Below are 13,095 nucleotides of genomic sequence, written 5' to 3' on the forward strand. Positions count from 1 at the left end.
GACGAATGGCTCGCCTTCCAGTACCATAGCGCCCTCCCTGAATTTCATTGCTCTGCATTTATTTACCAGACCTCTTGTCTGGTCACCGTGCTATTGCCTGCAGAGCATGAATATCTTTTTACATGTTAAGAGAATCGAGCTAATTATTTATGCCTTTTACACTTGGTCAGCGCTGGATTAGTGATACAGAAAGTGAACTTGGACTGGGGACGGTCGTCGCTATCGATGCACGTATGGTCACTTTACTTTTTCCGGCAACTGGCGAAAACAGACTCTATGCCCGCAATGATTCTCCGATCACCCGCGTCATTTTTAACCCGGGCGATACCATTACCAGCCATGAAGGCTGGCAGCTAACCGTAGAAAACGTCACAGATAATGACGGGATAATGACTTACACCGGAGTGCGGACTGATACGCAGGAAACCGGTGTCAGCATGCGGGAAGTTATGCTCGACAGTAAACTGGTATTCAGTAAACCTCAGGACAGATTGTTTGCCGGTCAGCTTGACCGCATGGACCGTTTTGCTCTGCGTTTTCGTGCCCGTAAATATCAAAGTGCTCAGTACCGTCTGCCGGTTAGTGGATTACGTGGTATGCGCACCAATCTGATCCCACATCAGCTACATATCGCTCATGATGTTGGTCACCGGCACGCTCCCCGGGTATTACTGGCTGATGAAGTCGGACTGGGGAAAACCATTGAGGCAGGGATGATAATCCAGCAACAATTACTGGCAGGCCGTGCCGAACGTGTCCTGATTATTGTACCGGAAACCCTGCAACATCAGTGGCTGGTGGAGATGCTGCGTCGCTTCAATCTGCGTTTTGCGCTGTTTGATGACGAACGCTATACCGAAGCTCAGTTTGATACCAGCAATCCGTTCTACACCGAGCAACTGGTCATTTGCTCGCTGGATTTTGCCTGTAAAAATAAGCAGCGTCTGGAAGCGATGGCTGAAGCCGAATGGGATTTGCTGGTGGTGGATGAAGCCCATCACCTGGCCTGGAATGATGGTAAAGCCGGTCGTGAATATCTGGTGGTTGAAAAGCTGGCAGAAAATATTCCCGGAGTGTTGCTGCTGACAGCAACCCCTGAGCAGCTGGGAATGGAGAGCCACTTCGCCCGTCTGCGGTTGCTCGATCCTAACCGTTTCCATGATTATCAGCAATTTGTGGCAGAGCAACAGCAGTACCAACCGGTTGCTGATGCCGTTACCTCATTACTCGCCGATCATCCGGTCTCCGCAGAAGAAGTCGCAATGATCAATAATCTGATCAGCGATCAGGATATCGCCCCATTGATCGAAAAAGCCAACAGTCGCGATGAACAACGGCTGGAAGCTCGCAGGAAACTGGTGGCACTGTTGATGGATCGTCATGGTACCAGCCGTGTTCTGTTCCGTAATACCCGTCAGGGTGTGAAAGGCTTTCCGCAACGCCAGTTACAGCAATTCCGTCTGCCGTTACCTTCTCAGTACCAGACCGCGATCAAAGTATCCGGCATTATGGGCAGCCGTAAGAGCGCCGAAGAACGAGCCCGGGACATGCTCTATCCGGAGCAGATTTATCAGGAGTTTGAAGGTGACAGCGGAACCTGGTGGGCATTTGATCCACGCGTTGAGTGGCTGAGCAATTACTTACTGGAAAACCGCAAAGAGAAAGTGCTTGTTATCTGTGCTAAAGCCGCCACCGCGCTGCAACTTGAACAATATCTTCGTGAGCGCGAAGGTATCCGTGCCGCAGTATTCCATGAAGGTTTATCCATCATTGAACGGGATAAAGCCTCGGCGTTTTTTGCCTCCCGCGAAGATGGCGCTCAGGTCCTGTTGTGTTCGGAGATTGGCTCGGAAGGCCGTAACTTCCAGTTCGCCAGTCGACTGGTCATGTTTGACCTGCCTTTCAACCCGGACCTGCTGGAACAACGTATTGGTCGTCTGGATCGTATCGGCCAGCAGAATGACATTCAGATTCTGGTACCCTGGCTGGAAAATACCGCCCAGGCTGTGTTACTTCGCTGGTTCCATGAAGGTCTGGATGCTTTTGAACATACCTGCCCTACTGGTCGCACGATCTATGACAATGTACATCCACAGCTACTGAAATATCTGGCCTCGCCGGAAGATACCTCAGGGCTGGATGAATTTATAGCCGACAGCCGCCAACAACACGAATCACTGAAATCACAACTGGAGCAAGGTCGCGACCGGTTGCTGGAGCTTAACTCCAACGGTGGAGAGCAGGCCGTAGAGCTGGCTGATGCCATTGCCGCTCAGGATAATGATACTGAACTGGTCAACTTTGCACTGAATCTGTTTGATATTGTCGGGATCAATCAGGACGACCGCAGTGACAACCTGATTGTGCTTACACCATCAGACCATATGCTGGTACCGGACTTCCCCGGGTTACCGGAAGATGGCTGTACTATCACTTTTAACCGTGAACAGGCATTGTCCCGTGAAGATACTCAGTTTATTACCTGGGAACATCCATTAATCCGTAACGGGCTGGACCTTATTCTTTCCGGTGATACTGGCAGCAGCGCTATTTCATTACTGAAAAACAAAGCATTACCGGTAGGTACTCTGCTGGTAGAACTGATGTATGTTGTTGAAGCGCAGGCGCCAAAACATCTGCAACTGACCCGCTTTCTGCCGCCGACTCCGCTTCGCCTGTTACTGGATAAAGCCGGCAATAATCTGGCGACCAAAGTGGAATTTGAAAGCTTTAACCGCCAACTGACAGCAGTAAACCGTCATACCGGCAGTAAACTGGTCAATGCCGTCCAGCAGGATGTTTACCAGATTCTGACCCGTGGTGAAGAACTGGTGGTCAGTGATGCACAGGGGGTCATTGAACAGGCTCGTCGCCAGGCTGATGAAACACTGGGGGCTGAACTGGATCGTCTGCGGGCATTACAGGCCGTCAACCCGAATATCCGTGACGATGAAGTTGAAGCACTGGAAACTAACCGCCGTGAAGTCACCGAAAGCCTGGCTCAGGCCAACTGGCGACTGGATGCATTACGGCTGATTGTTGTCACACATCAGTAACCGCAAACGGGGGGAAAATCCCCCCGATGGATACACAATGGAAGCTTATAATCCCCCCACCGAACCCTGGCTGCATATCCTGTATCAGGACAGTCATATCATGGTGGTTAACAAACCCAGCGGGCTGTTATCCGTTCCAGGTCGCCTGCCTGAACATCAGGACAGTGTGATGCTGCGGATTCTGCGCGATTTTCCTGGTGCACAGTCGGTGCACCGGCTGGATATGGCGACCAGCGGTGTTATTGTGGTGGCATTAACCAAAGCGGCAGAGCGCGAGCTGAAGCGACAGTTTCGGGAACGTGAACCTAAGAAAACCTATATCGCACGGATCTGGGGACACCTGGAAAAAGACGAGGGGCTGGTGGATCTGCCGTTAATTTGTGACTGGCCGAACCGGCCAAAGCAAAAAGTTTGTTTTGAAACCGGTAAAGCAGCTCAGACTGAATGGCGGGTGCTTGAGTATTGCGACGACTTAAGTTGCAGAGTCGAATTAAAGCCTGTCACTGGTCGCTCACATCAGTTGCGGGTTCATATGTTGGCACTCGGTCATCCGATTCTCGGAGATGGCTTCTACGCGCATCCGGAAGCCAAAGCACTGGCAGACCGTCTGTTATTGCATGCAGAATCACTGACTATTACTCACCCGCACTATGGCACTCCCATGACATTCCGCCAGCCGGCGGACTTCTGAAAATGCACAATCGGCTCTGCGGACATTACCCATAAGTGGTAATGCCCGTTTCCGGGGTTATTTAAACCCTTTTTCCTTACGGATCAGATCGTAAGCAGACTGTATTTTTTGGGTTTTCTGTTTTGCCATTTCCATCATCTCTGGTGGCAAACCTTTCGCCACCAGTTTGTCCGGATGATGTTCCGACATCAGTTTCCGGTAAGCCCGTTTGATAGTAGTACTGTCATCTCCCGGATTCACTCCCAACACACTGCAGGCATCTTCCAGTGTCGGACCTCGCTGTTGCTGCTGATAACTCCCCTGGTGATATTCACCACCCGAACCGGAGAATTGTTCACCGCCAGCCATCATCCGCAGAAACTGATCGAATTGTACCCTCGAGATCCCCAGCTCCTCTGCAATCACATACAGCACCTGGCGCTCTTTAGGATGCAATACGCCATCTGCAAAAGCAGCCTGTACCTGAATTTCCAGAAACATCCGGATGAGGTCAAAACGCCCAAAACAGGCGCTGCGAAATTCCCGCAGTTTTTCCCGCAACGGATAATTGCTGTCTTTACCTTCACGAAAGGACTGTTGAGCCGAAAGGCGGGATTCGCCATGCAGCTGCATCCGCTCCATAAATGCCGACGCAATCTGAATATCTGCTTCCGTCACACGCCCTTTAGACTTGGTCAGATGCCCCATCACCTGGAAAGTGGTGCGGAAGAACAGATTCTGCCGGGACTGGTTATCTGAAAAGTACCCTTGCCCGTTTCCGATACGAACTTTGTCGATTGCGTGGCCTATCATTACTCCCAGAACAATGCCCCAGAAGCCTGCTCCGGATAAAATACCCACTGCTAATCCAATTACTTTACCCCAATAGCGCATAAACTCCTCAATTCGCCATGCTTACGGCCGAAATTTGCATTATCATACCTGTCATTTGGTTAACCGCCTATCCGCAAACCGAAGAGATCAGGATTAACACCAGCGCTATTATGCGGTAAGTTAGTCTCCGTCTGATTGTCGGCATGATGCCAGTTTTTACGGAATCCTTAATACTACGTATGAATAAAAGATTACCAACCTTGCTGGCCACGATGATTGGCGCAGCGCTCTACAGCCAGCACAGCCTTGCCGATGATCTTATGTCGCAATGTATGCTGGGCGTACCCTCTTATAACCGTCCTTTAACCAGCGGTACGCCGAATGAGCAACCGGTCACTATTCATTCTGATTCCGCTAAAGGGACTTATCCTGACGATTCCGTTTTTACCGGCAAGGTCAGTGTAAACCAGGGTAACGGCCAGCTACAGGCTGATGAAGTCCAGCTTCATCAGCGCCAGCAGCCCGGGCAGGGTACACCGACACGTACCGTTGATGCATTGGGAAACGTGCATTATGACGATAATCAGGTAATTCTTAAGGGCCCGAAAGCGTGGTCCAATCTGAATACTAAAGATACTAATGTCTGGAACGGCGATTATCAGATGGTTGGCCGCCAGGGCCGTGGTTCTGCTGATCAGATGAAATTACGCGGTAATAACCGTTATACCATCCTTGAAAACGGTAGTTTTACTTCCTGCCTCCCCGGAGACAACAGCTGGAGTGTCGCCGGTTCAGAGATCATTGAAGACCGCCAGGAACAGGTGGCAGAAATCTGGAATGCCCGCTTTAAAGTGGGTTCAGTGCCAATTTTCTACAGCCCATACCTGCAGTTACCGATTGGCGATCGTCGCCGCTCCGGTTTCCTGATCCCGAACGCAAAATACGGTAATGATAATGGCTTCGAGTTTATGCTGCCATATTACTGGAATATTGCGCCGCAGATGGATGCGACTATTACTCCGCACTACATGAGTAAACGCGGCCTGCAACTGCAAAACGAATTCCGTTATCTGTCTGTATTTGGTAGTGGTCTGATGGAACTGGATTATCTGCCTTCTGATAGCCAGTACAATAAAGACAAAGCAGCTCGCGACATTGCATCCGATGACAGTTCAAACCGTTGGCTGTTCTACTGGCGCCATACCGGTGTTTATGACCAACACTGGCGCTTCAACGTAGATTACAGCAAAGTCAGTGACAGCTATTACTTCAACGATCTGGCGTCAAAATACTACAGTTCGACTGACGGCTATGCGAACCAGAAATTCAGTATCGGTTATGCAGATACGAACTGGGACGCCACACTGTCCAGTAAAGACTTCCAGACCTTCTCACATACCAACTCCAACAGTATTTACCGTGTACTGCCACAGCTGGATGTGAATGTTTACCAGAATGATATCGGTCCGTTTAATGCGCATGTTTACGGCCAGTTTGCAAGGTTTACCAACACTAACCCGAATTATCCGCGGGCAGACCGGTTGCATATTGAACCCACTCTCGATTTGCCACTGTCAAATGGCTGGGCCAGTCTGGATACTGAAGCAAAATTACTGGCGACCCACTATCAGCAGGATAATATTGAAAACTATAACAACGGTTCAATTGACAGCTCCGCTGATCGCTATCAGCTGAAAAACTCGGTTAACCGCACCATGCCACAGTTTAAAGTGGATGGAAAAATGGTGTTCGACCGGGATATGGACTGGTCGCCTGGCTATACCCAGACGCTGGAACCCCGGGTTCAGTACCTGTATGTGCCATACCGTAACCAGAGTAATATCTATCCCTACGATTCAACATTGTTACAGACCGACTATACCGGGCTGTTCCGTGACCGCACATACAGTGGTCTGGATCGTATCTCTTCTGCTAACCAGGTTGCTTCCGGGGTGACCACCCGAATTTATGATAACAATCTGGTTGAACGTTTTAACGTTTCTGTAGGTCAAATCTATTCGTTTACACCAGCACGTACGGGAAGTGATGAACTTGACGATAGTAACGACCGTGGAAGTCTGACCTGGGCCGGTGATACTTACTGGAAAGTTAGTGATTACTGGGGTGTCCGTGGCGGTCTGCAATATGATACAAAACTGGATAACATTGCCCAGGGCAATGCGATTCTGGAATATCGTCGTGATGCCGATCGTATGGTGCAACTGAGTTATCGCTACAGCAGCCCGCAATATGTCGCGCAGGCACTGAATGATGCATCATTGTTGGAGAACCCGATTTATAAGAACGGGATTTCACAGGTCGGGATGACGGCAAGCTGGCCGATTGCAGATGCATGGTCTATCGTGGGTTCTTACTATTACGATACCCGTAATAGCAAACCGGCGGACCAACTGTTAGGCGTTCAGTACAGCTCCTGTTGTTACGCTATCCGTTTCGGATACGAGCGTAAAATCAACGGCTGGGAAAATGACACAAGTAAATATGACAACTCGATTTCATTCAACATAGAGTTCCGGGGCCTGAGTTCTGATTACAGTCTGGGAACTGCTCAAATGCTGCATCAGGGAATTATCCCTTATCAGCCAGCGTTTTGATGTTGTAATGTATGGCCGGTAAATTCCGCAAAGCGGTAACAACGATGGATAAAGTATGAAGAACTGGAGAATGCTGATTCTGTGCGTAGCGATGAATGCTACTACTGCTATTGCAGCACCACAGATGGTTGATAAAGTCGCTGCGATTGTGAATAACAGTGTGGTGTTAGAAAGCGACGTTGATGACATGATGAGTACGGTGAAGACTCAGGCTAAAGAGGCCGGCCAGCAATTGCCTGACGATCAGACGTTACGTCATCAGATTCTGGATCGTGAAATCATGGACAGTATCATCACTCAGATAGGCCAGCGTGCCGGAATTCAGATAAGCGATCAGGAACTGGATCAGGCTATTCAGAATATTGCGGCGCAGAACCATATGACTCTGGATCAGTTGCGCAGCCGACTGAGCTATGACGGTGTTAACTACGCGAACTACCGTAACCAGATCCGTAAGGAAATGCTGATCTCTACCGTTCGTAACAACGAAGTCAGAAGCCGGGTCACTATTCTCCCGCAGGAAGTTGATAACCTGGCAAAACAGATAGCCAGCCAGAACGTACCAGGTACTGAACTGAACCTGAGCATGATTCTGTTACCATTGCCTGAAAATCCTACTCAGCAACAGGTAGATGATGAAGAAGCTCTGGCTAAGAAACTGGTTGGTGAACTGAAGAACGGTGCCGATTTCGGTAAAATGGCCGTCACTTACTCTGCTGACCCTCAGGCGCTGAAAGGCGGCAACATGGGTTGGGGTAAAATTGAAGAGCTGCCAAGCCTGTTCAGCCAGGCGCTGAGCACCGCTCATAAAGGCGATATCATTGGCCCTATCCGCTCTGGTGTTGGTTTCCACATTCTGAAAGTGAATGATGTACGCGGTGAATCTCAAAATGTTTCGGTCACCGAAGTTCATGCTCGTCATATTCTGGTTAAAGTCTCGCCAATCATGTCTGACCAGCAGGCGCGCGCTAAAATTGAGCAAATTGCCGCAGACATCCGTAGCGGTAAAATTACCTTTGCTCAGGCTGCAAGACAGTACTCAGAAGATCCGGGATCAGCTAACCAGGGCGGCGATCTGGGTTGGGCTTCACCTAACATTTACGACCCGGCTTTCCGTGACGCAGTTATGCATCTGAATAAAGGCCAGATCAGCGAGCCTGTCCGTTCATCTTTCGGCTGGCATTTAATTCAACTGATGGATACCCGCCAGGTTGACCGCACCGAAGATGCCGGTAAAGACCGTGCTTACCGGATGCTGTTTAACCGTAAGTTTGCAGAAGAAGCACAGACCTGGATGCAGGAACAACGTGCTGAAGCTTATGTGAAGATTCTGGATAACAATGGCTGATATTCCAAGAATAGTGATCACTCCCGGCGAACCCGCCGGGATTGGTCCTGATTTGACCGTACTTCTGGCCGGCCAGCAATGGCCGGCCGAATTAGTTGTTTGCGCTGACAGAAAGCTACTGCTGGACCGGGCAGCACAACTTGGACTGCCACTCACGCTGAGAGATTATCAGCCAGGCATTCCGGCACAACCCCAGCAAGCGGGTAGTTTAACCCTGTTATCCGTTCCTCTGAATACTGATACTATTGCCGGACAGTTGTCAGTAGACAATAGTGATTATGTACTGCGAACTCTGGCAACGGCCTGTGATGGCTGTCTGAATGGTGAATTTTCCGCGCTGGTTACCGGCCCGGTTCATAAAGGCATTATTAATGATGCCGGCATCCCGTTCACCGGACATACTGAGTTTTTTGCTGACCGCGCAGGCTGTGAGAAAGTAGTAATGATGCTGGCAACCACAGAGTTGCGGGTAGCATTAGCCACAACTCACCTGCCCCTGAAAGATGTCTCTGCGGCAATTACCCGCGAGAATCTTCATGAAGTAATCACTATTCTTCATCACGATTTACAGCATAAATTTCATATTGCCAGCCCTAAAATTCTGGTTTGCGGCCTGAATCCGCATGCTGGTGAAGGTGGTCATATGGGCCATGAAGAAATTGATGTCATTGAACCGGCACTGGAAGAACTGCGGCAGCAGGGGATTTCCCTTATCGGGCCTTTACCCGCCGACACCCTGTTCCAGCCTAAGTATCTGCAAAACGCAGACGCGGTGCTGGCGATGTATCACGATCAGGGCTTACCCGTGTTAAAATATCAGGGCTTTGGCCGGGCGGTGAATATTACCCTTGGCCTGCCATTTATCCGGACTTCTGTTGACCACGGAACTGCGCTTGAGTTAGCCGGCCAGGGCCTGGCAGATCCGGGAAGCTTTATTACGGCGATCAACCTCGCCATAAATATGATTAAGAGCAGTAATGAATAATCGCGTCCATCAGGGGCACTACGCCCGTAAACGTTTCGGGCAAAACTTCCTTAACGATCAATACATTATAGATAGCATCGTCTCAGCCATTCATCCGCAAAAAAGCGATGCGATGGTTGAAATCGGTCCCGGACTCGGAGCACTGACTGAACCCGTCGGAGAGCAACTCGATGCCTTAACGGTGATCGAGCTCGACCGTGATCTGGCTGCGCGTTTGCAGACTCATCCGTTCCTTGGTCCGAAACTGACGATTTTCCAGCAGGATGCCATGACCTTCAATTTTGCTGAGTTATCAGTAGAACGAGGACAGCCACTGCGGGTGTTTGGTAATTTGCCTTACAACATCTCTACCCCACTGATGTTCCACCTTTTCAGCTATCCTGGTGCGATTAAAGACATGCACTTTATGCTGCAAAAAGAGGTGGTTAACCGGCTGGTGGCTGGTCCGGGCAGTAAAGCTTATGGGCGCTTAACCGTGATGGCACAATATTACTGTCAGGTTATCCCTGTACTGGAAGTACCGCCACACTCTTTCACGCCTCCGCCTAAAGTCGACTCTGCGGTTGTTCGTCTGATACCGCATACGCAGTCTCCTTATCCGGCAGTCAGTGTGAAAGTGTTGAGCCGTATCACTACCGAGGCTTTCGGTAAACGCCGTAAGACTCTGCGTAACAGTCTGGGACACCTGTTTCCTGAAGCTGTCCTTGCCGATTTAGGTATTGATAATAATCTGCGTGCAGAAAATGTGACTATTGCCCAGTATTGCCAGTTGGCACACTGGCTGACTGAACATCCGGAGCAACCTCAGGAGAGCTAAACCATGAGTGGATCCAGACGCGTTTACGTCAACGTACAGACGTTTTATGTAGCTTCACAGTCTCAACCGGAAGCTGAACGTTATGTGTTCGCCTATACTATTACTATTCGTAATCTTGGGCATGACACTGTCCGGTTGCTTGAACGCTACTGGCTGATTACTAATGGTAACGGCAACGAAACTGAAGTTCGCGGAGAAGGTGTGGTCGGTGAACAACCCGTGATTGCGCCAGGTGGTGAGTATCAATACACCAGTGGTGCCGTCCTGGAAACACCTATTGGCACCATGCAGGGACATTATATTATGCAGGATGAGCATGGCGAACAATTCCATACCCCTATCCCTGTATTCCGTCTGGCCGTCTCCGCACAGCTCCATTAAGAACCATCGCCGGCCTGTCCCCCGGGGCGGCTGTTTTACGCTGACAGGATTTTCATGAGTACCTATCTGATTGGTGATATTCACGGTTGCTACGCTGAATTTACTGCGTTGCTGAAAAAGGTCAACTTCGACCCGTCAACAGATGAGCTCTGGCTGACCGGTGATCTGGTGGCTCGTGGGCCTGATTCCCTGGCGGTGTTACGTAAAGTGAAAGCGCTGGGTGATTCGGTCCGGCTGGTTCTTGGCAACCACGATTTGCATATCCTTGCGGTATATGCCGGAATTAGCCGTAATAAACCAAAAGACAATCTTTCTGCCTTACTGACTGCTGAAGACTGTGACAGTCTGATCAACTGGCTTCGTCGTCAACCGTTACTGCAGATAGACGAGAAGAAAAAACTGGTTATGGCTCATGCCGGTATCACACCACAGTGGGATATAGAGACTGCGAAAGCCTGTGCCAGAGAACTGGAAGCCATTCTCTCCAGCGGCAGTTACCCACTATTTCTTGATGCAATGTATGGTGATATGCCTAATAACTGGTCACCGGATCTCAGCGGTTTGTCACGCCTGAGATTTAGTGCAAACGCATTCACCCGGATGCGCTACTGTTTTCCTAACGGGCAGTTGGATATGATCTGCAAGGACTCTCCGGAAAAAGCCATTCCTCCGCTAAAACCCTGGTTTATGCTGAATGGCCCGGTTCGGGATAACTACACTATCGTATTTGGTCACTGGGCATCACTGGAAGGCAAAGGAACACCTGAAGGGATTATCGGACTGGATACAGGCTGCTGCTGGGGTGGTAATCTGACGATGTTACGCTGGGAAGACAAAAAATATTTCCGCCAGCCGTCACTGAAACGTAAAAAGAACTGATCCGTTGATACAGTTGCCCCGTGATAAGTCACAGGGCAACCGTAAATGCCTTTATTTAAGTGTTTCTCCCCTGCTGGCAATGACAGACTGATACCAGCCAAAACTTTTCTTACGATAGCGTTCTAAGCTGCCTTGTCCGTCATCCTGTCGATCGACATAAATAAAACCGTAGCGTTTCGAAATTTCAGCCTTAGATGCACTGACCAGATCAATTGGACCCCAACTGGTGTATCCCATAATTTCCACCCCATCTTCCAGAGCCTCTCTGATCTGCAGTAAATGATCGTTCATGTAACTGATCCGGTAATCATCGATCACCTGATGATCCTCTGTTAACTGATCGCGGGCGCCCAGACCATTCTCAACAATAAACAATGGTTTATTGTAACGATCCCACAGCAGATTCAGCAGCACCCGCAACCCCAGCGGATCAATCTGCCAGCCCCACTCAGAGGCCGCAAGATGTGGATTAGGGATCATATTCAAAATGTTACCCTGGCAGGATTCCTGAGCTGATGCATCTGCACAGGCACATCCGGACATGTAATAACTGAAAGAGATAAAATCTATACTGTGCCTGAGGGCCGCTTTGTCCTGTTCCGTTATCTTCAGGCTGATATTGTTGTCACGGAAATAGCGCCGCATATAGCCCGGATACTCTCCTCTGACCTGGACATCACCAAAAAACAACCAGTGGCGGTTTTCACTCAGGGTTGCCCAGACATCGTCAGGTTTTGGCGTTAACGGATACAACAATCCCCCCAACAGCATATTGCCAATTTTGGCCTGCGGGATAATCTGGTGGCATGCCTGTACCGCCAGCCCACTGGCCACCAGCTGATGATGAATGGCCTGATAAATATCATTAAGGCTGCTGTCAGCGGCAATCCCTACTCCGGTTAATGGCGCATGCAGAGACATATTGATCTCGTTAAAGGTCAGCCACAAACGAACGCGTTGCTGATAGCGCGTGAAGACCACTCTGGCATAACGCATAAAAAACTCAATGACCTGACGGTTGCCCCATCCACCGTACTCAGAAACCAGCGCCCACGGCATCTCATAATGCGACAGAGTGACCACCGGCTGAATGTGATACTTTTCCAGTTCCGCAAACAGCTTGTCGTAATATGCCAGTCCGGCTTCATTTGGTTCACTCTCATCACCGCGCGGAAAAATTCGTGTCCAGGCAATGGATAACCTCAGGCAGGTAAAGCCCATTTCGGCAAACAGCGCAATATCCTGCGGATAGCGGTGATAAAAATCGATTGCAACATCTTTCAGATAGCTTTGTGCGGAAGTACGTGGATCAATTCCTCCGAAAATACCGTTCGGCTGTACATCTGAAGTTGAAAGTCCTTTACCATCTTCCTGCCACGCTCCCTCCGCCTGGTTGGCTGCAATGGCCCCTCCCCATAGAAATGATTCCGGAAACAAATTCATTTATCTCTCCTTAGATAGTGGCTGTCATTCTCCGGCACAGTGGCCGTAGTCTCTGATTTCCGGCAGG

Annotated in this window: 10 protein-coding genes; 8 read left to right on the top strand and 2 right to left on the bottom strand. The window is 49.8% G+C overall.

The genetic code is table 11. The annotated features are described in order from the left end of the window. Positions 1-149: 149 nt before the first annotated feature. Together rapA and rluA are read left to right on the top strand one after the other, a co-directional pair. Complete coding sequence (gene rapA / locus A7K98_RS16455; RefSeq protein ID WP_087489533.1) at positions 150-3,056, top strand: RNA polymerase-associated protein RapA; 2,907 nt, start codon at positions 150-152, stop codon at positions 3,054-3,056. A gap of 37 nt (positions 3,057-3,093) precedes the next feature. Further along, positions 3,094-3,747: a bifunctional tRNA pseudouridine(32) synthase/23S rRNA pseudouridine(746) synthase RluA gene (rluA, locus tag A7K98_RS16460; RefSeq protein ID WP_087489534.1), complete on the top strand. Its 654-nt coding sequence runs from the start codon at positions 3,094-3,096 to the stop codon at positions 3,745-3,747. 57 nt (positions 3,748-3,804) lie between these two features. Here the strand turns inward: rluA and djlA are convergent, their stop codons facing one another. After that, positions 3,805-4,620: a co-chaperone DjlA gene (djlA, locus tag A7K98_RS16465; protein ID WP_087489535.1), complete on the bottom strand. Its 816-nt coding sequence runs from the start codon at positions 4,618-4,620 to the stop codon at positions 3,805-3,807. Between the two features lie 179 nt (positions 4,621-4,799). Between djlA and lptD the strand changes: the two genes are divergently transcribed. Genes lptD through apaH form a run of 6 tightly spaced genes read left to right on the top strand, consistent with a single transcriptional unit; the run spans position 4,800 to position 11,585 of the window. Further along, positions 4,800-7,175 carry an LPS assembly protein LptD gene (gene lptD / locus A7K98_RS16470; protein ID WP_087489536.1) on the top strand — a complete coding sequence of 792 codons (2,376 nt, stop codon included), beginning with the start codon at positions 4,800-4,802 and terminating at the stop codon, positions 7,173-7,175. 55 nt (positions 7,176-7,230) lie between these two features. Beyond that, positions 7,231-8,523, top strand: coding sequence for a peptidylprolyl isomerase SurA (gene surA / locus A7K98_RS16475; protein ID WP_087489537.1), 1,293 nt, complete (start codon positions 7,231-7,233; stop codon positions 8,521-8,523). Continuing rightward, on the top strand, positions 8,516-9,508 hold the full coding sequence (pdxA, locus tag A7K98_RS16480; protein ID WP_087489538.1) for a 4-hydroxythreonine-4-phosphate dehydrogenase PdxA: 993 nt from the start codon (positions 8,516-8,518) through the stop codon (positions 9,506-9,508). Before surA ends, pdxA begins: the two co-directional genes overlap by 8 nt. Next, on the top strand, positions 9,501-10,325 hold the full coding sequence (rsmA, locus tag A7K98_RS16485) for a 16S rRNA (adenine(1518)-N(6)/adenine(1519)-N(6))-dimethyltransferase RsmA (protein ID WP_087489539.1): 825 nt from the start codon (positions 9,501-9,503) through the stop codon (positions 10,323-10,325). The genes pdxA and rsmA overlap by 8 nt, the downstream gene beginning before the upstream one ends. A 3-nt stretch (positions 10,326-10,328) precedes the next feature. Further along, on the top strand, positions 10,329-10,706 hold the full coding sequence (gene apaG, locus A7K98_RS16490) for a Co2+/Mg2+ efflux protein ApaG (RefSeq protein WP_087489540.1): 378 nt from the start codon (positions 10,329-10,331) through the stop codon (positions 10,704-10,706). A 54-nt stretch (positions 10,707-10,760) separates the two neighbouring features. Continuing rightward, complete coding sequence (apaH, locus tag A7K98_RS16495) at positions 10,761-11,585, top strand: bis(5'-nucleosyl)-tetraphosphatase (symmetrical) ApaH (RefSeq protein WP_087489541.1); 825 nt, start codon at positions 10,761-10,763, stop codon at positions 11,583-11,585. Between the two features lie 51 nt (positions 11,586-11,636). Here the strand turns inward: apaH and ascB are convergent, their stop codons facing one another. Beyond that, on the bottom strand, positions 11,637-13,028 hold the full coding sequence (gene ascB / locus A7K98_RS16500; protein ID WP_087489542.1) for a 6-phospho-beta-glucosidase: 1,392 nt from the start codon (positions 13,026-13,028) through the stop codon (positions 11,637-11,639). Positions 13,029-13,095: the final 67 nt, after the last annotated feature.

Origin of the sequence: Tatumella citrea (assembly GCF_002163585.1) — a bacterium.
Taxonomy (GTDB): Bacteria; Pseudomonadota; Gammaproteobacteria; order Enterobacterales; family Enterobacteriaceae; genus Tatumella; species Tatumella citrea.

Excerpts from the sequence above, each read along its gene's own strand:
- rapA (WP_087489533.1), top strand. The coding sequence starts at position 150 with ATGCCTTTTACACTTGGTCAGCGCTGGATTAGTGATACAGAAAGTGAA.
- rluA (WP_087489534.1), top strand. The coding sequence starts at position 3,094 with ATGGAAGCTTATAATCCCCCCACCGAACCCTGGCTGCATATCCTGTAT.
- djlA (WP_087489535.1), bottom strand. The coding sequence starts at position 4,620 with ATGCGCTATTGGGGTAAAGTAATTGGATTAGCAGTGGGTATTTTATCC.
- lptD (WP_087489536.1), top strand. The coding sequence starts at position 4,800 with ATGAATAAAAGATTACCAACCTTGCTGGCCACGATGATTGGCGCAGCG.
- surA (WP_087489537.1), top strand. The coding sequence starts at position 7,231 with ATGAAGAACTGGAGAATGCTGATTCTGTGCGTAGCGATGAATGCTACT.
- pdxA (WP_087489538.1), top strand. The coding sequence starts at position 8,516 with ATGGCTGATATTCCAAGAATAGTGATCACTCCCGGCGAACCCGCCGGG.
- rsmA (WP_087489539.1), top strand. The coding sequence starts at position 9,501 with ATGAATAATCGCGTCCATCAGGGGCACTACGCCCGTAAACGTTTCGGG.
- apaG (WP_087489540.1), top strand. The coding sequence starts at position 10,329 with ATGAGTGGATCCAGACGCGTTTACGTCAACGTACAGACGTTTTATGTA.
- apaH (WP_087489541.1), top strand. The coding sequence starts at position 10,761 with ATGAGTACCTATCTGATTGGTGATATTCACGGTTGCTACGCTGAATTT.
- ascB (WP_087489542.1), bottom strand. The coding sequence starts at position 13,028 with ATGAATTTGTTTCCGGAATCATTTCTATGGGGAGGGGCCATTGCAGCC.